This window comes from Aliifodinibius sp. S!AR15-10 (assembly GCF_031569985.1).
GTDB lineage: Bacteria > Bacteroidota > Rhodothermia > Balneolales > Balneolaceae > JAMQKA01.
In genome coordinates this window covers 1-23,352 of the sequence record NZ_JAMQKA010000017.1, presented here as the reverse complement: position 1 = coordinate 23,352, position 23,352 = coordinate 1, and the positions used below count along the sequence as shown (strand labels likewise).

Genomic DNA, 23,352 nt, shown 5'->3' with positions numbered 1-23,352 from the left:
TAGATTAAATATGTGTTATCAAACGAAAGAAATATTGCTTTTAATAGACTACTGTTTTAGTCAAAAAGGGATAGTACGTCCAGTAGGTTTAAATTCACATTCTCATTTTCTGGGAACACGCATTTCATAAATCCCCTCCCGGGAGGGGTGGTTTTTTCGCGGTTGTTGCGAAAAAAGCGGGGTGGGTTCCCCGGGCACCCTCTTCGATGCAAACCGAAACTTTTAATGTGACTTGACACTAGATTAGATTAGAGCACGAAACTAAACCTGGGCCTTTCAATATTTCTGCCTTTGGGTGACCCTCTCTTGTTCTCTCCCTACCAGCAGGGAGAGATGCGTTGGCTGAGTCTTGATGCACGAAATTAAACCTGTGCTTTTCAAACTCATTCTACAGACAACGCTCAAGAGCATTCAAAAGGATCTCAATCCAGTTGAAGGGGTTTCCCTCCCTGATAATTAGGGAGGAAATATAGCTTGCTCTACGAAGCCTTGGGCGTAGTAGAGGGTGGGTCAACAAAGGGCTATAAATCCAACCAGCAATGCCGCCTTCATATCCCGAAGCTCTCGATTCTTTATCCGGATATCCTTGATCTCAAGCTCCACAATAACCAGGTCAGCCCTACGCAAAGGCTATGCGTAGTACGCCACATAGTGTATGCGTCGAAGGGCACATACCTATGTGACACTGGGGATCACCTATGCCAAGGTGTTTGCTAATCAGCGAAAGAATGTGCACCAGGGTGCTATCTTGAGACCGGGGAACAGGAACTGCTGGTCAAACACCACGGCAGCAGCAACAGATTCATCGGGGTGGTCGATTTTCTGCTGGCTTATGAACGAGCCATGACGGGGCAGAAAGATGGATAACAGATTTGTTATTAGTTATCAATTATTTGTAATTGGGAAATGTCCATTTAGCTGACTACCTGCAGCCGGAAACGAATAACCACTTTACCAATTACCTAATAACAACACTACTCATCGCCTAACTTTTCTCCAGCCGTACTTTGTTCCGGCACGTCATAGGTCTGCTGGGTTTCCGCCCCATACTTAGGTCGCCTGCTAAGCAAGTAATAGCCACAGAGTCCACTAACCAGGGAACCGGTTAGAATACCTACTTTCGAAAATTCGAGCAGTTCATAACTCGTGAATGACAGGTTGGCGATGAACAGCGACATCGTAAACCCGATGCCTCCCAAAAGTCCGAGGCCGTAAACCACTTTCCAGGTTTCCCGGTTATCTGACAAATCTGAAAAATTGAGTTTGGTCATCAGCCAGGTTCCTCCGAAAATACCGATCTGTTTCCCAAAAAACAGTCCGAGGATGACGCCCCAGCTAATTGTGGAGGCAAAGGCATGGGCCATCACCTCGGGATTAAATTCCACCCCCGCATTGGCAAACGCGAACAACGGCATAATGAAGAAATAAACCGGGGTGCTCAATTTATGCTCCAGGCGGTGAAGTGGAGACTCGGCGTGCTCCAGCGTCTCGTCCATATGGTGCAGGGCCTGCTCTCGCGTGACCGGCAAGTCATCATCCGATGCCTGCTTGAAAAGCTCAAATCCTTCCTGGGCATAGCTGGCCAGTTGTTCCAGGCTCCATCCCCGGCTGGCCGGAATGGCGAAACCAAGCACCACACCCGCAATGGTAGCGTGAACCCCCGACTCCAGCACTGCCCACCACATGACAGCGCCCACCAGCAGGTAGGGACTCAGTTTGTTCACATTTTTATAATTAAAAAACAGCAATACCAGCAGGCAGATGCCAGCCACACCCAGTGCCTGCATGCTGATCTGATCCGTATAAAAGACGGCGATAACCAGCACAGCTATAAGATCGTCTACAACGGCAATAGTGGTCACAAACACTTTGGCCCAAACTGGCACCCTTGAACCCAACACCGCCATCACACCGATTACAAAGGCGATATCGGTTGCCATCGGGATGGCCCAGCCCCTCATAAACTCCGTTCCCCCGTTCAATCCCCAATAGATGACAGCCGGCACCGCAGCCCCGCAAAACGCCGCCACTACCGGCAGCAGGGCCGACTGCACGGTTGAAAGTTCGCCGTATTTCAGCTCCCTTTTTATTTCGAGCCCAATCAAAAGGAAAAAGATGGCCATTAGACCGTCGTTGATCCATTCGTGCAGGGAGTGATCGAGCATGAATGAGGTGGTGCCAAACGAAAGATGAAGCTCCATCATGTGGTGATAAAGCTCACCGAGCGGGCTGTTGGCCACTATTAGAGCGGCGACAGTGGCCAGAAGGAGCATCATCCCTGCAGCTGACTCCTTCTTGAAGAAATGTCTGACTGAAGTAACAAGCGTTGAATTTTCCACTTTTCCTGAATTTAGAATTAAGTATATCTCTTAGTTTTATTAATTACTACTGGGCTGCAGTTCCAAGAATCAAAGCTCCGCTTTTTTCACTTTCTGAATTATTACAGATCCGGGCATACACCTTGTGCTCCTTTTATATTCGGGATAAAATCGTACAAATAGAATTTTAGTAGCATGGTTAAAACGTCCCGGCTTAAAATATCGCGGAGCAACTTTGCGGAAAGGCCTCAAAATTTGGGCAAGAGGGCAACCACAAAATCCTTGATCCTTAGATAGTTATCTCTTTGAAAACGCCAGAAAAAGTCAAACTGACCCAGCAACGAACTGTATAGCAGCAGTACCACATTGTAGGATGGGATCACAAACACCACCCAGGCGACAGCCTCTTCCCAGAGCGGGGTCTGCTGATTAAATTCCAGCCATCGGAAGGCCAATGTTCGAACGTAAAGAGCTGTCAAACCCGCTATTGCAAAAATCAACAACACTTTTGCCAGGTGAGGATAATCTTGAATTCCCCAGCGTGATTGTATTTTGTTGAATAGTTTTTCCATTAAAATGTTTTACTGCTTAATCATTGAGTTAATGAGCTTTCCTGTTGGTGAGAGGAAGCCTAATGCAGTAAAACAACCGTTAAAAGGTGGGTGTTGGCAAAGGTCTGAATAAAGTCAAGAGCGGAGGTAGTATCGGGAAACCCCTGGAAAGCTGATGAGTTCGTAAGAAAAGCTAATATCCCGTAAGGAAATTGCAGCATTCGCTTTTTATCAAACTCTCCATTTTCCTCCTCACTCAGAAACAACAAAGACGATATGGTATTGTGAGCTTTTTCTTGGAGAGAAATAGTATATCCCTGCAATAGCTCGGAATTCACTTCCGGACGGGCTGAGGAGGTAAAAGCACCTTCGCTGGTCGTTGCAACCTCTACCGATCCGGCCTCAAGGTTATTAGCGGTACTTTCCGCCAACCCCTGTAAGCCTGAGAAATGCATTGCCAGCAGGAAAAGCAAAAGGGTTGTTATACCACGGATACTATTTCTGTATGTATATCTGACCTGTTGCATCTACAAATTTATTTGATTCCCGAAGGTAGTAATTAACCCCGAAGGATCAAAGCAGATGTTACAGGATACACCATGGACGCCATAAAATTTTATGCTGACGAACCTGCTGACATTAAAGTAATCGCTTAAAAAATTATATTGACTTTAAATCAAAATCGACATTAATTCCTATAAGATATACAGTTACTGGCTATTCACTGCCAAATAACCATCTGTATCGGCTGGCCGAGAGCATCCAGTCTATACAACATGGTGACATTTGGTATTAATCCAAGGGGGGCAGGTTTTTGAACAGGCCTGCTCTCAAATCTTGATATTCGGGGATTCAACAAATGACGGCGGGTCCACATACCCAAAAGCCTACCTGTTGAATTGCGGCAGTTCTGTTATTGGTTCTCTCGTGCCGGGAAAGTTTGTGGGAATCGGCGTTGTAACCTGTCCCGTTGCAGCCCACTCGATACCTCGGGCCAACAGTGTAATAAACCCTACCGAAGAAGCTCCGGGAGCGTGATGACCTGGAGTGAGACAAAAGATACGCCCACTGCCATGCCTCCGAACCCATGCCTGGGGAGCATAAGTGCCGTCTGGTGCCTGGGCTACAGCCAGTACGCGGATATTTGTGTTCGGTCCACGAAGATTATAATAAAGCTCATCGCGTGCCTGCATCCAGGTTTCAGGGAGTCCCTGCATAATCGGGTGATTGGGATCTTTGGTTTCGATCCGGAAGGTATCGATAGGAGCATGTGCAGAACCATCGCCTTCGCCGGGTGATCGAATAATTCGTTGTCCCTCCTTATTGAATGCAAGGTTGTGGCCGTAGTCAGCGTCTCTTTCGCGGTAGGCGATGCCGGTCCACCCGTCGAAAATATCCTGCTTCCAAAACCCTGCCAATGCAGAATGAACCACGACCAGTGCTCCACCCTGCCGGACATATCGATCCAGCTTTTCGAGCTCTTGCTCCGGTGCCTGTGACCAGTAGTAGATGATAACGATGGCATCATAATCACTGTAACTGCCTTCCCATTTGCGCCAGTCTTCCAGGCCATGAGCAATATGGTATTCGGTGTCGGTAATGCCGAACGTCTCAAGTCGGGGTTCGATCAGTTCAATATTACTTTCCCAAGGGTGATATCCATAAGGAGCCGCTCCCGTGATGACCAGTGTACTAATAGATTCTTGTCCATGGGCGGGAACCGTCAACATTATAGCTGCCAATATCAGTACACCTGCCGTAATGAGACGCAAAAATTTTGACATATCCTTTTCTGCTTGTGGTTATCAATTCAGGATATGCTATAAATAATATCTGAATAAAAAAAGAAGGATTGCCAAGTGTTATTAGCTGTGTTACTGGCAAAAATGTTAATAGAGAAGGAGGCTGAATAGAAGAGGCTAATTATATGTGGCACTACTCTGTAAGTCTCCGAACAAACTGGCGGGCCGAACTTTTCGAATAAAAAGTTCTGTTGCGCCCGTTGTCCATTACACGACCGTTTATATATTGTTGCCTTCCGTTGGTCAGGCTAACCAGAAGTTCAATATTTCCCACATTGCCAAACATCTGGTCTATTCGCATGCTCCTTCGCAGCATACTTCTCGTGCCGATTACCAAGTACTCATCACCTGGCAATTCAAGCACCGCAAAGTAATCCCCTTGTTTTTTCTGAATGTAGTCAATCTTTATAGACTCCTGCGCCACGAGTGGCGGGGTAATGCAGAGGATCAATATAAATGCCCAGACTACAGATAGAAGTGCATAACCCTCAATATTTGCTATCCCTTTCATTACAACCTCCGGTTGATTATGAAAATTACCCCCTAGATGAACATCCTCCCATAATATTCTTCAACTTAAATATCCTTCTAATAATTTCCATATCTTACCTTCTGTAGCAAATATTCTGCTATTCTGCCTTACGCTACAGTGTCACCAGAGTGCGATAATCGCCACGCTGATAAATCAATTCCTTATTACAAGTCCTGATCGTGCCAGTGCTCTACGTGCTGCCGCTGCAGATCTGTGAGCGCTTCCGGCCGATAAAAACGATCGTAAAACTCTACGTCAACATGATTTACCTGGTAGCCCAGCAGGGTACGCAATGGCATTTGGTAAGCAGGGAATCGCCCATATCGATTGTATATATAGTTACAGTATGCTATTGTTGCCTCAATTGTTGCGTCACTCGGTTCGGGAGCGGCCCGGCTAATCTTATCCGGATCCTGCCATACACCTTGCCTGGCCCCTTCCCCAAAAATACCCTGGGATCCCCATTTCATATCCACAACTGCATGCACTGCATCCTCCATAGTGGCATAGTTGGGGGGACAAAATGGTTTTATCAGGACCTCATCTTCAGTTTCCAATCCCAACACGAACGGGACTGTCGTATCCCGTTGCAACAGCCTGGCCATCAAACGGTACAACCAGCCCATACCCAAAAAACGAGAGGCACGGACTTCCTTCATCTTAAATCCCAATGCTTTGAACCACCCATAATAGTGCGCGGCCCAGTGCGGAAAGCCACCCAGCCCCATCGCCTGTGTCATGAGCGCCATATTTTGGATTATCATTCCCGATTCGGCAGTTACAAATTCTGTGACCAACGTCTCCAGCTGCTGAATGGTTATGACATGTTCCTTACGGGGATCATCCTCCAGGTGACCGCCGCGACTTTTGGCAAATTTCTTGATTCCCGCAGGCCGAAAGCCGGCACGTTCATCGAGCGGATAGATGCCGTTGTGTTCGTTAAAAATTTCGAGCAGCGCGTTGATATACATCATCGTAAAATCCTCGACGGGTAGGAAATAGGTGGCATTGGGATCATACAGCGACCACTTGTTACAGTTGATATTAAAGAACGGCTCCAGCGGTGGATGGGAACGGCCTTCAAGAATTTGCACCCGACTTTGACGGTAAAGCTCCCTGTAGTCTTCCTGTTCTGCCAGGGTTATCCACGCTTTTACCTGGGCAGGGGCAACATCCTGCGGGCGTTTGATGTAGTAGGCCCCTTCGCTGTTCATCACGATCAGGGAGCACGTTTGAATGGCATCGCCGCTGGGAATGGTCCGTCCGCTCAATCCGGCCATGATCGTCCCCCCCTGCCCCCGGTCGTAGACCAGGTCACCGAGCGCGTGACCCGTTATTCCACAAGCCGCATAGGCAAGCAGGGCTTCCTCTTCCTCAGTGAGTGGCAATCCCTCATGCCGACTTTTATAGGCCATCGGCCCAGACTCCATCTCCATGCCCAGTCCAAAACGACGTGATCGTCTGCCTTTGAGAATTTTGATTAAGTTCTTCCAGGATGTCTCATTTGCACTACCCGTGGGTTTGCTCATTTGATGGTCCTTTTGAATTCAGGTCTCCATTAATTGCGACAGGGATCGGGGAGGGATGGGAGTAAATACAGGTGAATAAACTAAATTACATCACACTCTTATGGAATCCAAGCATGTGACATAGAATGATGGGAACTTCCCAGAGATGCTCCAGAAAGCTTTAAAAAATCCCCCTCACCTCAATCAAGAGATGGAGGGGGCTATTCATCAAGAGAGACGCTACTTGAGCGTATAATGTATACCCATATTAGTGACCTTTGTTCCCATTTCTTTACATTAAATTTAAAGGTTTAAAAATGACATTTATTTACATGTGCTAATCATATTTTGTAACCTTAAGAGGGTGAATTTTAAAAAGGGGAGATATGGAAAAACAATCACAACATCGCTCACTGGTAATTTCTTACCTGGCGCTGCGGAAAACGATAGGCCTGTTGGGCACACTATTTCCCTTTGTGCTCTATTTTGGCGCCCTGCTGCTCTTCGGTACCGGCCTTCAATTCTCTGTAAGTGACTATTACTACACCGGGATGGGTGATGTGTTCGTGGGAATACTCTTCGTGATCGGGTTCTTTATGTTTTCCTACAAGGGACACGAGCGGATGACATCGCCGGTGACCTGGGCTGTATATTCGCCGTTGGGGTGGCGTTGTTCCCCACATTTGAAACCCCGGATGATACCGGCATTACAGGCTATATTCACCTCGCTTTTGCCGCCCTTTTTCTTACCACACTCGTCTATTTCTCACTCTTCCTGTTTACCAAAACAGATCCTGACAAACAGCCTACTGAAGAAAAAATTAAGCGCAATATGGTGTATAAATTTTGTGGCTATACCATGCTATGCTGCATCGTGCTCATCCCCATCTACTTTTTGCTGCCCGAGTCTGCCACTTCCTATATCAAGCCGTACCAACCAGTATTTTGGTTCGAAGCCGTTGCAGTGACAGCGTTCGGCATTTCCTGGCTGACCAAAGGGGAGGCAATTTTGGCGGATAAAAATCACGGCTATAAATGAGGCGTTGAAACGGTGGATCATCTCTTCCGGAACCATTTCCACAGCTAACCGGTACATCAAAACCTGTAACGATTATACACGTTAATGAAAGTTTGAGCCAGATCATGGTTTCAGACCATACGAGATCCTGAAACAAGTTCAGGATGACACATAATCTAACCTGATTTCGAGATGAGAATCACTCAAAAAAGTAACTGTCATCGCGAGGAGGCGTCTTTAATAGTAGTGGGCTCCATAGTGAGATCGACGTGACGATCTCCCTGCCCGATTTTTTGTTCATGCTATTAGGAGATGGCCTCCCACTGTCGAGATCCCGATGGTCGCGGAAATCCTCTATGACAGATTTTATCTCGAACTGACGTTAGTCTATTATGACCGCTTAGCATGTTTTGCTATTGTTTAAGAACTGGATTGTGAGAATATTCATCCCTAATTTCTAACTACAGCTAACAATATGTCCCATTGCACCACGTCTTCCCATAAATTATACGTCGTAATTCTCAGCTTTTTCCTCCTGCTCATCCAGGGATGCTCGACCCTGCAGGATCTGGCCAACAGCGTTCAGAAACCACGTCTTTCGGTGACCGATGTGCAGGTTACCGGTTTCGATTTCAACGGCATTGACCTGGCTTTTGATGTCACCGTGGACAACCCCAATGCGCTTTCGGTGCAGATGCAGTCCTACGACTACACGCTGGATATCAGTCAACAGACCTTTGCGAGTGGCCGGCAGGACAATCAGACCCGTATTGAGGCATCCGGTCAAAGTACCTTCGAGGTGCCCATTAGACTCGATTTCAAAGAGATCTACACTACAGCTGAAAACCTGGCAAACCGAGACGAGGCAGCATATCAATTTAAAAGCACCTTTGCCTTTGACCTGCCCGGCCTTGGCAGAACCGAGGTGCCGGTCCGCCATTCGGGCGACATCCCACTGCTTCGGTTGCCCAGCATCCGCATTAACAGCCTGCGGGTGGAGGAGCTCCGTTTAAGCAGTGCAAAGGTAACCCTCGGTATGGAATTCGACAATCCAAACGGCATCGGGTTTGACATCAACGGTTTTGAATACAGCCTGGACATTGACGGCCGACAGTGGGCACAGGGAAAGGCTCTGGAAAACATCAACATCGCCCGGGACGGGGTTACCCAGCTCGATATTCCCATAAACCTGGATATTGCCCAGATGGGCGTCTCGGCATTTCAGCTCCTTTCCGGCTCGCAGGATGTGGGGTATGAGCTGGATGGCAATTTCTCCCTAGACGCAGACCAGCCGTTGCTTGGGGTCATCGATTTTACATTTAACCGGGATGGCGAGGTCTCGTTACAACGCTAAAACAGCCTTTACACGCCTTGAAGCCTGTTTCCAAAAAAAATTAAATTTTTTTGTAAGGATTTGGCTTGAAACCTGTCTATAAATGTTAGGTGGTTTTCGTAAGAGTGTTACCCCGGCCGTTTGATCGCAGTCGGGGTATTTTTTAAAAAATATTTTCCACGCGTAATGGGAAATAATTTCCTGTTTAATTTGTTGTAAAAGTACGCTCAAGTAGCGTCTCTCTTGATGAATTAGCCCCTGATACTCTTGACTGAGGTCAGGGGCCTTTTTTTATAGCAATTCCAGTCAAAACAGCCTGTCGGTATGCCTATTTTAAACCTGAGAGATAAGACTAATTCAAAATAGTAACTGTCATCGCGAGGAGGCTTTGTTGCCCCTTTTGGCTTAATGATGAGGTCGACGCGGCGATCCCCCCCGTCCGTTTTTCTGTTCACCCACCGGGAGATTGCCTTCCGAAAGTTTTCGGGATCCCGATGGTCGCTGAATCCCTCTTTGCAATGACAGTTTTTATCTCAAACTGACGTTATTTTAGTAGACGTGTACCCGCTTCCCCTTCCCGATCCGTTTTCAAAAAGGCCAAACAAGGGGGACAAGCAACACCGTAATGATCCCAACAATCACATTCAGGGGCAGCCCTATTTTGGCGAAGTCCGTAAACTTGTACCCTCCCGGGCCGTACACCATCAAATTGGTTTGATATCCTATAGGCGTAGCAAAACTGGCTGAACCGGCCATCATGATAACAATGACAAACGGTTCGTAATTAAGTTGAAGGGAGGCTGCAATAGATATTGCAATGGGGAAAATCAAAACAGCTGCGGTATTATTATTGATAATCTCCGTGAGCAACGTCGTTGCCAAATAGGTGGTGGCCAGGAAGAAATACGGGTTATTGTTGTCGATATCCAGGATCTGATTGGCCATCATCTCAGCCGCTCCCGTTACCTCCAGAGAATTTCCAATACCTATTGAGGCAGCAATCACTATCAATACCGCCCAGTCCACGTTCTCCTTCGCTACCTGCGGACGGCAGCATCGGGTCAGGACCATGGCCGCTGCAGCCAGGAATGATGCCTGGAACATGCTCAACATACCGCTGGTTGCAAGCACGACCATTCCAACAAGGATCACCCATGCAATCCTGGCCTTTTCGTCAGCACGGGGACTGAAATATGAAATATTGCTTATCAGTGAGTAATCACTGGAGTTTTTATATCGCTCCAGGAAAGAAGGCAGGGTCTCCAGCAACAGGGTATCCCCCGTTTTTAACTTGATATCCCCGACACTCTCCCGGATGCGTTCCCCATTTCGGGCAATTGCGAGCACCACGCCATCGTACATATCTCTGAACCGGCCCTCTTTGATAGTCCTGTTATTCAATGGATTGGTCGGTGATATCACGGCTTCTACCAGGACACGATCACTGGGAAGTGAATCTAATTTGAATATCTGATCTGTAGCCGGTTTTAATCCCTTGATATGTTGCAGATCAACCACGGAATCCAGGATCCCTGCAAAAACTATTCGATCGTTTTCTTTCAGCAGTTGCCCCGGATTAGTAACCGTAACAACCTCGTCATCTCGATAAATATCCATGATAAAAAGACCGGGCAGGCCGTATATGCCTGCCTCCTCCAGTGATTTACCGGACAACTGGCTTCCCTTCTCCACAATCATTTCTATGGTATATTCCCTTGGATCCTTGAACAAACTCAACCCCAAGCCTCGGTCGGGCAGCAGCTTACCGCTCGCTAACATAATATATATGAAGCCAATGATGGCGCAGGGCACCCCGATATAGGCTATTTCAAAAAAACCGATCCCCTCTGTGGATCCTTCATCAATTAACAGCCCGTTTACAACCAGGTTGGTGCTGGTTCCAATCAAGGTGCACGTGCCACCGAGTATGCTCGCATAGCTCAATGGAATTAAAAGTTTGGAAGCAGGGATTTTTTTCTTGCGCGACCAATCCTGTACGGCCGGTATAAAGGAGGCCACAACCGGGGTGTTGTTGATAAAAGAGCTTATAAAAATGACGGGAGTCATCAACCGTAGCTGGGCTCGCTGAACCGTTCTCGAGGTACCGATGATTTTGTTAACGAGAACTTGAATAGCTCCTGTTTCTTTAAGGCCCGCCGCTACAACATACAGCGCGGCAACCGTTAACATGCCTTGATTGGCAAAGCCCGAAAGCGCCTCTTCCGGGGGAACAACATTTAATACGATTAAAGCGGCCAGCCCACACAGAAAAACAATATCAGCAGATATGGTCGTGGTAACCAATACCAAAAAGCAACCCATAATTACAACTAAAACAATCCATTGAGCTATCATCTGAGGACCAAGCTTGTTGGTATCATTTACATGGAAACCTGTTCAATAATACACCTTATAATTTTTATTCTGAAGTATTGTTTTACTCTTGCAAAATTCTAGCCAAAAGATATGGAACCCGCTCAATGGGCATATGATGAGGAAACGGGGGAAGTTGATGAATCATGAAAACGAGAACCGATTTTACCTGGCTGATGGATTGGAAACCTACATTTTGGACAATATTGGTAGCTTTAGGGAAGTAATCTGTTACTGTTACGTTTCAATATAGAATTGAGAATAATATGCTGGTATTGTTGGTTTAGGAGACCTTTTGATTATATGGATCTCAAACAAATGGTTGATATTTAGCCTATCCCAACATTTCTAACCTCACCTGTTAGAATATTCTCTTAATGCTTTATAGAAAATAACCTCATCTTCTCTTTCTTACCCTTTAACTTGTACACTCCTAAATCATCAGGTAACATTCCCACCGAAAAATCTGTCCTGTTTGCTAATTCATCAGACATTATGATCGTTTTTCCCAATGGATTACACAGTGCTTGAATTACTTTTGGTGGCAACACCTTCATACTCAATCCTGGTTTCACTCCGATTTTTGTTAACTGCTTAGAATGCTAGTTTTGTGAGACTTCTTGGCCCGGCACTTTGTGGATGGTCAGATAGATCGTGTCTTTGTACTGCCTTCCGTCTTTCGACTCCAGCCTCAACTGTATGCGCATCTGATCGACTGGCTGCAGGTACTGATCCGATATTTGAATCAATATGGTCTGTCCATCGCCAGAGAGCTCAACATCCTTTACTGGTACGTCATCCTTGCCGGTTTGCTCGGGGTTTTGGACCGACCAGTCTTCCGAGCCATAATGCTCTTTCCAGCGGTAGTTCCACTGTTTGACCGTATAATTTTCGCTTTGGGTAGCCACTTCGGCGTTTAGCTCTTGGTTGAATGTAATAGCGATACCGTTTGAACGCACGTTAACAGCATCTATCACGAAGCCTATCCCACCGGTGTACCGGATGCGGTCAAACGATCCATATTTCTGTGCAAACGCATCATCCCATCCGGTCACGCCGGCCAGGTAGTACTGCCCGTCGGCAGGATTGACGGTCGCACGCTGGGTTCCGCTGTCAAACTGGAACGGCAGGGCCGAGACAGCCGCCTGTGTGGTCCCGTCCACTTGATCCATCAACACCTGGTAAGCCCACCCTTTACCGAAGCTGGTCCAAATGAGTCGATCGCCCAGCGGCCCCCATTCGGTGGGTGTCCAGGCCCCGTTGCCCGGGGAATTGTCAAACGCCTGGGGCATCCAGATGATCGGCTTGTCAAAACTCAGGGGCAATACCGCTCCATTTTTAGGATACTTGGCCAGGTCCGGGCGCATCTGGTATTCCTTCGGACCGGGATTAGTCACAGAGGACTTTATGGACGGGATGTACCCGTAAAATCCACCTTCTTCTACAATACTTATTTTATTGGCCGGCATCCAGTTGCCCTGGTTATCACTTACGTAAATGCGGTCCTGGGGATCAACGGTGACCCCGTTGGGGGCGCGGAAGCCGATGGCCACCGACTCCTGGGTTTTCCCGTCCGAGCTTACCCGGATGAGATTACCCGGCTCGTCGTTGTTGGTATATTGCCCGGCTTTGGCATACAGGAAGTTGCCCTTGCTGTCGGTCTCCAGCGAAAAGTTGTAAGCCTGTACCGGCACGTCCGAGACATCAGTGTCCGCAAAGAATGATTCATAAAAATCGGTCTCTCCATCCCCGTTCAGATCATTCAGGCGCATGATGCGGTCACGGCAGATCACGTAGATTTGCCCGTCTTTCACCTTCACGCCAAACGGATCGTACAGCCCAGTGGCAATGCGCTGCCACTGGATTTCATCTAGATCATCATCAATACCTTCAGCCATCCACATGTCCCCGGCATAGGTACTGACCACCGCGCGCCCGTCAGGGAAAAAGTCGAACCCGGAGGGGCGTATCCAGCTACCCCATGGATTGTCAAACGGCAGGGTAATCTGGTCAACCGTGTATGGATAATGTTCCTGGATAGTAACCAGGTTTTCGGGGGCTTCCTGGTTGGCCTTTCCGTAATGGATCGGGTCGTAATGTGGCCGACCGGCATTAAGTTGTCCTTTGGTGACGATGGTCTCTTTCCAGACGCGCTGCCCACCTGTGGTATATGTTGCAGGATCAGTAATTGCTCTGGCCTGCCCGTCAGACAGGTATCCGGCAAAGGCCAGATACTGGGCCTGCCCCTGCCCGCTGAAGCGGTGGATCCGAATCGTTTGCTCCTTGTCAGAGGCCGGGATGTAGAGGGCCACCTGATGGGGATCTTCGATTACCCATCGCATGCCTTCGGTATCGCCCTGCACGCCGGCGGCAAAAAAATCATCCATTGTGCCTCCGTCTCCGGGAGCGGTAACGACTATACTTTCATGTGGATTACCCCAATGCTCTTCGCTAAGTCCTTCGGCGCCATTGGGATTCCCCAAGGCAAACACGCCTTTTTTGACAGCCTCTGTTTCCCAGTCGCCGAGACCGCCCAGCACAATTTTCCGCCAGGAGTCACCCGGCTCAATTTTCATGGTATGCTGTATGACCGGCACGCCCTGCAGCATGTGAGCCGATGGCATCTCCAGGACCTTGCGACCCATAATCGAGTAGGAAAGTACCATTTCCTCGCCGTGCTGGTAATGGCCGTGGTAATCCAGCCACTCATCGGGATAGGGGGTCCGCTCTGATACCAGGTTATTCAGCTGGCCGTAGCGATCCTGGTAGCTCCAGTGCATGCGTTCCATACCATTCAATTCCTGTCCATCTATCATCGGTTCCCCCTCACCGCGGTAGAGCTGGTATTTGGTTTCGCTCAGATCAAGCTGGCCTTGCCATGCGGCCACGGTGGACATCCGCTGTGGGTTATACCCTATGTATACCTGATCGGCCAACTTAACAATCAGAGCATCATTGGCACGGTCATTCAGCGAGGAATAGAGCGCGTTCCCGTACTCCCCCAGGTTATCCGTAAAATAAAGCTGACCATATTCCTGGGATCCGGACAGGGCCTCATTTTTTATCATTTGGTCCAACTGCTGGGTAGACATCGAAGGTTCCGGCAGTCCTTCCAGGTAATCTTCAGTAATATCAAAATACATTTCGGGATTTTCGCCCTTCACCAGTTCTTCGCGGATATACTGGACTACGGCATAGGTGTCTTCTGGTGACAACCATCGCTGGGCGCCCATCTGCCCGGCTCCCTCAACAATTGTTTTCCACATGCTGTAGGGGTCAGAACCATATTTAAATTCATCGCTGTTGAAGGATCGTGCCGTGGGCAGGTTCGAACTCCCGTCGGCACCGTGGCATGCCGCGCATACCTGGTCGTAAAACTGCTTGCCTTGCTGCAGGGTCTCCTCATTTAAACTTCTGATCACTGCTGCATGGTCGATAACCGCCCCTGTGGTCTCGGATACGCGGGTCCCTTCCATGGGAATCTCCGCCGAAGATCATCTTGCCTACCATCTTATTGCCAGAAATAGCTACATCAACAGAAATCGTGGCATAAAGTCTCTCTACTATAAAGGTGAGGCGACCATCCTCATAGACAATATCCTGCAGCTTTCGTGTAACAGAACTACTCTTCATATCAAAGATACCACTGTAAGATCCCGGTTCACCGGAAATACTTATGGTACCATTGTCACTTTCCCCCTCTTCAAACTGAATACTAAACTCCCACTTCCCGGTAATTTCTGACAAAGATTGGGCTTGAGTCAGCAACGGAACAAATAGACTCACCGACAAGCATATAAATATGGCCCTTTTAAATTTTGCAACCATTTCTAGACAAGTATTTAATCGTTTCATATTACAATAATTAACCTAATTCATGCTCTTTTGTACTGTTAGTAGATACGGTGAATGGCGATATTGGCAAAGCATACCCGTGAGTTCTCTGCCTGCAAACGGAAGGGACCTTCAGTCACCGTCTCATCAAAGCTGGGAAAACTCTCATCCGGCCAAATGGTGGCGGACGGAAATCCCATAAATATTGTGACTTATACAGTTTTACTGATTCATAGATATCCTTCAAGATGGGACGGAGTTTCTTCCTAGATAACTCTTGGAACCAAGAAAACGTCAAGAAAATTAACATTTATTCGCTTTCAACCTTTGGACGACGCATACGTCGATATTACATTTGGCTCTCTCCCTGTACAGATATAAACACATATTCAATGCTTATCTTATCAAAAGGGGAGTTATTAGCCACAGAATTTTTAATATAAAATATACTTTATTCAGCTTGTATCTGCTGAAGTTTCCTGGTCAGCGAATCCACAACATCAGGATGATTCCCGTACCGGTTTACCGTTTCCCCAGGGTCCTGATTCAGGTTATACAGCTGTCCGGCCGGCCCGGTTTCAGGCGGCAGACTGCGGGGGTCGGAAAAACCACCGGACCCCCGCCCCGTGATAAGTTTCCATTTGCCCGATCGAATCGTCTTTAGATCACTGTCCCGGGCGGCCAAAGAGGGTATAACCATCGGTGGTCGCTCGTGCTGATCTCCTTCTAAAACCGGGAGGAAACTATAACTGTCTTCACCTGCATTTTCTGGGAGTTTAACATTTACGATATCAGCTAACGTACTCATTACGTCAGTAAAATTAATTAACTCATCACTGACTGCCCCAGCCTTAACCTTTCCCGGCCAACGCACAATAAAAGGCATACGATGACCTGCCTCCCAAGCATCTCCTTTCATTCCCCGTAATCCACCGGCAGAGTCATGACCGAATTTTTCAACATTCTCTTCATACCATACGGGGCCATTGTCTGAGGTCAACATTACTAATGTATTATCTCTCATGTGATTTTCATCCAGTGCTTCCAAAACCTTGCCAACCATTGCGTCGACCATGACCGTAAAATCCCCATATAGCCCAGCTCCACTTTGGTCTTCATATTTTTCCGTCGGTAACCATGGTGTATGTGGAGCCGGTAATGCAAGATACAACATTAATGGCGGGTTTTGTGTGTCTTCCAAATGAGTATTAATGACCTTGATCGCTTCGTCGGTAAACCGCGGTAATACATCCTTGAGCTTAAGCCCTGGAGCAATATCCCCTTCTCTCCAAAACTTACCCTGGATGGGCGACCACCCAGGAGTATTATTAGCCTGAATATGACTTGTTGGGGATTCTATCGCTTTATTACCTTGAATATAAAAATAGGGTGGAATATCAGTGGAGGCACGAATTCCGAAAAATTGATCAAAACCTCTATCTAACGGACCACCAGGCAGTAGCTGGTCATACCGGTTTGTGGCACTTGTATCTTCATCAAACCCGAGGTGCCACTTTCCAACCATTGCGGTATGGTATCCCTGTTGTTTCAGCAAGGAGGCGATAGTCATTCTTTCCTCTTCAATCACAGATTGATGTGGCCAACTATTTACATCAGTCCGAAATGGATATCGCCCCGTAAGTAATCCATACCGGGCGGGGTGACATAAAGCCCCGGCAGAATGCGCATCCGTAAAGCGCATTCCTTCATCTGCTAAATGGTCAATGTTAGGAGTTGGAATTTTAGAATTAGGATTGTAGCTGCCAAGATCACCATACCCCATATCATCAACCAGTATCAGGACAATGTTTGGATCAGGTTGTTTCTCCCCTGTTCCATTATTACAACCATAAAAAAATAGAGGCAAAAATATAACAAGAAATAACTCACACCTGTAGGTAAGAGAGAGAAGGCCTTTCATTATTTAAATAATCTTTGTTATCACAATTTTTATATTATTGAATCTCAAAAATTGATCATTCCCAATGTACTGTATTCCTGTCTGACATCCACATTTCCATCAACTGAAGGATTATCATATACAGATCCGGTAATTACGATATCTCCCTTTTTTAAATATGTCCCATATTCAGGAAGCATGTTGTCAATGAAAATAATGCATTTAAAGGTCCACCAAAGACATTTGAAGAACACCCCTCTATAATGAGGGTATCTTGCAGGTAACATTTTACCATTTCATTTTGAATGATCGAATTTTTCTATCGCTACCCTAATTCCTGACTTTACCTTTTTGCAAAAAATGGTAGACAAATACATAGGAAAAACGGAGCAAGACAAGCTCAAAAACCAAGGACGATACATGGGGGGAAGACCTGCTAGCGGAAAATATACTCAAAGGGCGCCAGCTTATTGTATTTAAGCGCATGCTCCGAAAGTATATCAGCAAGACTAATCCCCAAATGGCCGAAAAGATAAAGAAAACTCCAAATATCGAAGTTTGGGCAGATTCTAAATTCATCACAGAATTGTACCTGTGGGCCAAAGATATGGAACCTGCGCAATGGGCTTATGATGAGGATACGGGTGAAGTCGATCAATCGTTAAAACGTGAACCAATTTTACCTGGCTGATGGATTGGGAACCTATCGGTCAGGGTTTGGTAAAGAGAAGGGGCGCTAGCCAGCGTCCCTTTTTTATTTCCTCCCTCTCCTCTTTACTAAAACGAACAAGAGTTCCCCGGAAGGGAGCGGAGCGGACTGGAGTCAATGCTTGGCAAACACAATTTAGAAATTTTGTTATTACTTAGATATTATGACTTTTATTAAAACCTACACATATACATGAATTTCAAGTCAACGGAACATGACTAATTTACATAATGATCATAATGTATTCATTTTAGGAGCAGGATTTTCAGCACCTGCAGGTTTGCCAGTTATAAGCAATTTTCTAATCAAAATGAGAGACGCTAGAGAAGATTGTGTAGATAAAGGAAAAACAGACGAAGTAAGACATATTGATGAGGTAATGAAGTTTAGACTTCAGGCAAGTTCTGCTTCCTACAGGATAAACATAAACCCGGAGGATATAGAACAGTTATTCAGTCTTGCTTCTGCTTCAAATAGTGAAACATCGGCTAGTATAAGAAGAGCAATCTGCTCAACCATCGATTATTGTCAATATCAAAAAGAACCATACGTGCAATTTACATTAAGAGAGAAGGAGAAAGACCTTCTAGAACCGACCAACAGAAGCCATCATTTTGTCAACAGTCCCCGTCTATTTGTACTGCTAATTGCTTGGCAAGGCTGTATGGAAAATACGTGCGGTTTTTTCCTCTAAACTTCAACTCCTGTTAGGATTCGGTACGCAGGAATAAACTAGTCTTTTCCGTATCTCCCAATACGTTATCCCCAACACCTAAGAGCTCAAGGTCAGTCTTTAGATGAAATGCGTTATAATTTTCTAACAAGCATCGAAATCCCCATCTGAGCAATTAATTTTTTTTCATCTTACGGTTTCTTATCTGCCGATTCATTACCTACCCAATGCACGAAACTCGTGATCAGTTTTTTAAACATTACCAAAAACAAATAATGAGGGCGCAGACAATGAAAGAACGATTATTCCAATCCTTGCGAGAACAGTTGGCCTATGAAATAATGTTTGTAAAAAACGTCAGCCGCGTATATCGAGATGCACCGAAAAAGGTGCAAATAGTCGACTTTGAATATCGGGGAATGGCGTGTCGATTGGTGCTGAATGGTGTGATTATGTTGGAAACCGATAAGGGAGAAACGCATATTAAATCGTACCACGATTTGGTTCAGGGCCTGATACAGTCCAACTACGCAAAAAAGAAAGTGGCCTAGCAGTAGTTTTCAGCCAGGATAATTGATTTGGCCGTGTATTCGCCGTAGCCCGTTCCCTAATACAATGACATACCAGTACAGAAAGGCACTCAGTCCAACCAGCAGGAACTGTTCTTTACCAAAGATACCCAGCAACGGTTTACCTTGACCAAGATGTGATAAATAGTAAGTAGGGGAAGAACACTTTAACAAAGGACTTAATAATGGATTCTGTGCTGGGAAAGACGCACTTTTTGGAGCGGAGCTAATATCTTATAAACATGGAAAGAAGTTCGACCTAGGGATGCTCACCTTCACCCACCGGCTCAGTAGATGTTGTGATAGACCCTAAGTGCCAGCCCCCTGCTACATATCTGGCATAAACGGGGCCCTCGTTGCGAAGCAGGTCCATAACTTGAGGAAAATCCTCCCACGTATAGTGAAACCACAAGTAACCAGAAGACGTTTGATTATCTGTATTTGGCATGGTGGTCGCATTTCTATGAAAGTAGGCACCACCTATTAAGCTTCCGTCCTCCCTTCTTAGTCCAATAATTGCCCTATATTGATAATTATTTGTATTCTTACCACCAGCGTAGTAAGAAACTGTATAGTTCTTAATTTCTTCGACGAATGCCATAATAACCTCCCTTTTTAAATGTGATTAATAATCCCCAAAAAATAGTACTTAAGTATCGATAAGTATTGCTATTATTAGTCCAAACCTTTACTTACAAAAAAGGATAATCATTTAATCCATACTATTCCCTCCCTAACTTTTCCGCAGATTGCGCTGACGGTGAGAGAAAATCAAATGCAATTGCCTATTAATATACATTAACCGCACCAGTTTATTGCTTACTCACTTTATTCGATTCCAGCATATAGGCTATTTTCTTCCAAGTGAAATGGTAGGGAGATACAGCAAATGTTCTTCAAAAGTAAATACTAAAAGTACCCCCACCAGAAAGGAAATATTTTCATCTCAGTACACAAAATGTGGGTTTAAGCCATCTAAGCAAAGAATCCAATTCTACTTCGAATTATTGAACAGTAGCTTTATGTAAGAAATGTTGGCCATATATTAGACAGTAATCAGGTTCCTAAGTAAGAAGGCACTTCCTACCTATATTGGAAAACCATTCTGGTGAGGTGACAAAAACTGTATCCGTTTCTGAGTTCCGAATTGCCTGTGTAATCCACCATATACCCACAAATGTCCCAACTTTGACTGTTTCTGGTTAAGAAAGTTAACCAATTTTAATTTGTGGTTACAGAAAGTTTTATAGAAGGTGGTATATAAGTTTTCATCAAATTGGGACGTCGACCATCCATTATGAACATTTATAGCTACAGTCTTCCTATCTTGCTATTATCTTTAATTATAACTTTTACCCCTTTTGGGGAAGTGTTTAGCCAAGAAAAGGAGCTTCATATAAATAGTTCATCTAGCCTGAACTTCAATGTAAAAGGTCAAGAGGAAAAATCAGTTTCGTCATTAGATCAAGGGAAATTAAAATCTACTGAAAATGAAAACTTTACAGTATTAGGTCGATATGCAGAAGGATCTCCAAATTCAGTAGAAGCTATTGATAGCTTAATGATCTTTACTCATGGAGCAAATTTAACAATTACTCGATTAAATGATCAGGGAATACCCGAAGAGCAAGGGCAGGTAATACTTCCAGGAAGAATATCTGACCTTGATATATCTGATAGCTTAGCATTTGCGGCGATGGGGCTTTCAGGTGTCAGTATTGTTGATTTTTCTGATCCGAACAAACCCAAAACCATTTCAAGAATTTCTACTTCCAATATCTTGTCCGGTAATGAAATTCGTGATTTAAAAGTATCAGGCAATCATCTTTATGTGACTGGGGGCTATAGTGGACTAGTAATAATAAATATTTCTGATCCTTCGAATCCCAAGTTAGCCAGTAGAGTTAGTCATGTAGAAAAATTTTATGAGTTTCGGGATCTCCTCTTGAAAGACGATCATGTTTATGTTTTTTCAAAATCTGATAAATTTGATGGAATATTGGCCATTAACGTATCCGATCCTTCGAACCCAACAGAAATCAGTAGGATTTCAATACCCGATGAATCGGTAAATAACTTAATTTTATTCAATAATTATATATATGGTTCTACATTAGATTCCGGTTTGTACGTGGTTGATATTTCTGATCCGGATGTGATACAGGTTGTCAATAATATTGATAATGAGATTGCAATCAGTGCGTTTAAAGGCAATTATGGATATAGCAAAAAAGGCGAAATAGTTGATGTAACAAACCCCGAAACACCACAAGTAATTAAATCATTTGAAATTCCAAATTCTGATATAGCAATAATCGAAAAGAGGGCTTTTTTAGCATCAAATAGTTTAGTAACACTTGATATTAGTGAACCTTTAAATCCTACGAAAACACATACTATAACTACAGGTGGCCCAACTTATCGCACTATTAGCATTCTCAATGACAATATCTATAGCGAGGAAGGAACTGTAGTAAATTTTGCTGATCGATCTGAACTTCAGCAGATTAGCTCATTTAATCCCGGAGAAATTACTTTCTACATTGAAGCTAAAGATAATTATGTATACACGTCTCCGCGATTAGAGGCGTTACGAATTTTTGATGTTTCAAACCCACAAGCACCCCAAAAAATTGGAGCTTTTAAACTTGATCAAGATGAGGCTAATACCGGAGTTCATATAAGCAATAATCTTGCATACATCGCTTCTGGTGATAAGATGCGGATACTTGATATTACTACTCCATCTTCACCTGAACAAAGAGGTATTTATGAGCCTAATTCTGGAGTAATTAGAGATGTTTATACCTCTGGTCCCTATGCTTATATAGCCAACCAAAGAACCCGAGGAATTGGTACTCCTGGCAGCCCTGGTTCAGATTTAATAATTGTTGATATATCAGAGCCCACTAATCCACAAGAAATATCTATTGTCAACCCTGGTGGAACATCTGACAATGTATTTGTGGGAGAAAGATATGCATTTGTTGCTGGTGGTGGTGCACTTAGAATTTTAGATATATCAGATCCAACTAACCCACAAAAACTTTCTGAAATTGGTCCATTTGGTCCTTTCGGGGCTTACCAAATAGATAATCTAACAGTCTCCAATGGATTAGTATATACCGAAACTGGACTTGGGGGATTGGCTATCATAGATGTTTCTGACCCACGTAATCCAGAGGTTATTGGGCGATATGACACTATCGGTAATGCAAATGATGTAGAACTGAATAATGACGAAATTTTTATTACATCGAGTAGAGAAGGGCTATATATATTGGATTTTAAAGGAGATGATAACATCCCCTCTCCAACCATTTCAAGCATAGCTCCAAATGTCGTTACTGGTTCAAAAGATAAACAAGAAATTGTTATTAACGGAGGTAGATTGAAGCCAGAATCTTCAATCAAACTTAAAAATATTAGTTCTGGAGAAGTCTTTTCTAATATAAAGTTTAGTCTCGAATCCGAATCTCAATTAACCATTAATCATGCCTTAGGCCTAAAATCATCGACTTGGTCAATTCAAGTCATTAATCCTGGATTAAACAGTTCAAAAGAGCATTATTTTGAAGTAAAAGCTCCAGGATGGAAAGAGACTCCTACTCCTCCAGCAAATTTAAATGCTACAGTAACAAGTAAAGTTATAAAGTTGGAATGGACCCCAAGTACCAGTGATTATTTAAAGGAAACAATTCTTTATAGATCTACCAGTCCAGAACAAAAGCTATCTACAGAACTTACAAAACTAAAAGCAGATGCTACCTCTTTTACCGATTCTACAGCAAAAACTGGTAAACGATATTATTACAGTTTAAAATCTAGGAATCTTGCAAATAATGATAGTGAATTATCAAATATAGCTAGTACTTTTATCCAACCTGCGAGTTTTTCCTATCATCTGACCCAGGCGTTTGGGGAGGCGGCCCGTAGCACCGATTACAAGTTGGTGGGCCTACCCGGCCGCCAACAGTCCGCCTTGGCAGACCTGTTGCCGGGAGAGCCAGGGACGGGATGGACGGCCTACCGGCAAAGCCCCACCGGTGACAGCCTTGTATCCTACCGGGAGGATCCCGAAGGATTTACCTTCGGCCCCGGCCGGGGGTTTTGGGTGCTGGCCAACCAACCGTTAGTGGACTCTTCCTCCGTGGTGGCGGTCGAGCTCTCCGAGCAGGGAACCTACAGCATTCCACTTCATTCGGGATGGAATATCATTTCCAACCCTACCG

At 45.1% G+C, this 23,352-nt stretch carries 20 protein-coding genes; 7 read left to right on the top strand and 13 right to left on the bottom strand.

Annotation, left to right across the window (positions count from 1 at the left end; all coding sequences use genetic code 11):
• Positions 1-655: 655 nt before the first annotated feature.
• Positions 656-847 (top strand): hypothetical protein, encoded by a 192-nt coding sequence (locus tag NC796_RS12640; protein WP_310684859.1) that lies wholly within the window; start codon positions 656-658, stop codon positions 845-847.
• A gap of 127 nt (positions 848-974) precedes the next feature.
• Here the strand turns inward: NC796_RS12640 and nhaA are convergent, their stop codons facing one another.
• The 7 genes from nhaA to NC796_RS12605 all read right to left on the bottom strand — a co-directional run bounded on the left by nhaA (position 975) and on the right by NC796_RS12605 (position 7,328).
• Positions 975-2,339 (bottom strand): Na+/H+ antiporter NhaA, encoded by a 1,365-nt coding sequence (nhaA, locus tag NC796_RS12635; RefSeq protein ID WP_310684857.1) that lies wholly within the window; start codon positions 2,337-2,339, stop codon positions 975-977.
• A gap of 227 nt (positions 2,340-2,566) precedes the next feature.
• Positions 2,567-2,890: a DUF6787 family protein gene (locus NC796_RS12630; protein WP_310684855.1), complete on the bottom strand. Its 324-nt coding sequence runs from the start codon at positions 2,888-2,890 to the stop codon at positions 2,567-2,569.
• Between the two features lie 59 nt (positions 2,891-2,949).
• Entirely contained in the window at positions 2,950-3,396 is a 447-nt protein-coding gene (locus NC796_RS12625; protein ID WP_310684854.1) for a hypothetical protein, read from the bottom strand.
• 360 nt (positions 3,397-3,756) lie between these two features.
• On the bottom strand, positions 3,757-4,653 hold the full coding sequence (locus NC796_RS12620; RefSeq protein ID WP_310684852.1) for a ThuA domain-containing protein: 897 nt from the start codon (positions 4,651-4,653) through the stop codon (positions 3,757-3,759).
• Positions 4,654-4,804: 151 nt separating this feature from the next.
• Entirely contained in the window at positions 4,805-5,182 is a 378-nt protein-coding gene (locus NC796_RS12615) for a hypothetical protein (protein WP_310684850.1), read from the bottom strand.
• 185 nt (positions 5,183-5,367) lie between these two features.
• A complete protein-coding gene (locus NC796_RS12610; protein ID WP_310684848.1) occupies positions 5,368-6,732 on the bottom strand; it encodes a hypothetical protein in 1,365 nt (454 codons plus the stop codon).
• A 443-nt stretch (positions 6,733-7,175) separates the two neighbouring features.
• A complete protein-coding gene (locus NC796_RS12605) occupies positions 7,176-7,328 on the bottom strand; it encodes a hypothetical protein (RefSeq protein WP_310684846.1) in 153 nt (50 codons plus the stop codon).
• A 47-nt stretch (positions 7,329-7,375) separates the two neighbouring features.
• Between NC796_RS12605 and NC796_RS12600 the strand changes: the two genes are divergently transcribed.
• Both NC796_RS12600 and NC796_RS12595 read left to right on the top strand, forming a co-directional pair.
• Complete coding sequence (locus NC796_RS12600) at positions 7,376-7,750, top strand: hypothetical protein (protein ID WP_310684844.1); 375 nt, start codon at positions 7,376-7,378, stop codon at positions 7,748-7,750.
• 454 nt (positions 7,751-8,204) lie between these two features.
• The gene (locus tag NC796_RS12595; RefSeq protein ID WP_310684843.1) at positions 8,205-9,083 is read left to right on the top strand and encodes an LEA type 2 family protein; all 879 of its coding nucleotides are present in this window, start codon (positions 8,205-8,207) and stop codon (positions 9,081-9,083) included.
• A gap of 567 nt (positions 9,084-9,650) precedes the next feature.
• Here NC796_RS12595 and NC796_RS12590 read toward each other — a convergent pair.
• The 5 genes from NC796_RS12590 to NC796_RS12570 all read right to left on the bottom strand — a co-directional run bounded on the left by NC796_RS12590 (position 9,651) and on the right by NC796_RS12570 (position 17,136).
• Positions 9,651-11,417, bottom strand: a complete 1,767-nt coding sequence (locus NC796_RS12590; protein WP_310684841.1) for an SLC13 family permease — start codon at positions 11,415-11,417, stop codon at positions 9,651-9,653.
• A gap of 620 nt (positions 11,418-12,037) precedes the next feature.
• Positions 12,038-14,911 carry a DUF6797 domain-containing protein gene (locus NC796_RS12585; RefSeq protein ID WP_310684840.1) on the bottom strand — a complete coding sequence of 958 codons (2,874 nt, stop codon included), beginning with the start codon at positions 14,909-14,911 and terminating at the stop codon, positions 12,038-12,040.
• Positions 14,838-15,182 carry a hypothetical protein gene (locus NC796_RS12580; protein WP_310684838.1) on the bottom strand — a complete coding sequence of 115 codons (345 nt, stop codon included), beginning with the start codon at positions 15,180-15,182 and terminating at the stop codon, positions 14,838-14,840. The genes NC796_RS12585 and NC796_RS12580 overlap by 74 nt, the downstream gene beginning before the upstream one ends.
• A gap of 146 nt (positions 15,183-15,328) precedes the next feature.
• The gene (locus tag NC796_RS12575) at positions 15,329-15,469 is read right to left on the bottom strand and encodes a hypothetical protein (RefSeq protein WP_310684837.1); all 141 of its coding nucleotides are present in this window, start codon (positions 15,467-15,469) and stop codon (positions 15,329-15,331) included.
• 251 nt (positions 15,470-15,720) lie between these two features.
• Positions 15,721-17,136, bottom strand: coding sequence for an arylsulfatase (locus NC796_RS12570; protein ID WP_310684835.1), 1,416 nt, complete (start codon positions 17,134-17,136; stop codon positions 15,721-15,723).
• Between the two features lie 553 nt (positions 17,137-17,689).
• On the opposite strand from NC796_RS12570, the gene NC796_RS12565 reads away from it, so the two are divergent.
• From NC796_RS12565 to NC796_RS12555, 3 genes are all read left to right on the top strand, one after another.
• The gene (locus NC796_RS12565; protein ID WP_310684834.1) at positions 17,690-17,860 is read left to right on the top strand and encodes a hypothetical protein; all 171 of its coding nucleotides are present in this window, start codon (positions 17,690-17,692) and stop codon (positions 17,858-17,860) included.
• Positions 17,861-18,092: 232 nt separating this feature from the next.
• Entirely contained in the window at positions 18,093-18,572 is a 480-nt protein-coding gene (locus NC796_RS12560) for a hypothetical protein (RefSeq protein WP_310684833.1), read from the top strand.
• Between the two features lie 269 nt (positions 18,573-18,841).
• Complete coding sequence (locus NC796_RS12555; protein WP_310684832.1) at positions 18,842-19,102, top strand: hypothetical protein; 261 nt, start codon at positions 18,842-18,844, stop codon at positions 19,100-19,102.
• A gap of 277 nt (positions 19,103-19,379) precedes the next feature.
• Here NC796_RS12555 and NC796_RS12550 read toward each other — a convergent pair whose 3' ends face one another.
• Positions 19,380-19,721, bottom strand: coding sequence for a hypothetical protein (locus tag NC796_RS12550; RefSeq protein WP_310684830.1), 342 nt, complete (start codon positions 19,719-19,721; stop codon positions 19,380-19,382).
• A gap of 696 nt (positions 19,722-20,417) precedes the next feature.
• Between NC796_RS12550 and NC796_RS12545 the strand changes: the two genes are divergently transcribed.
• Positions 20,418-23,352, top strand: a 2,935-nt coding sequence (locus tag NC796_RS12545; RefSeq protein ID WP_310684829.1) for a hypothetical protein, incomplete at its 3' end; no start/stop codon positions are given.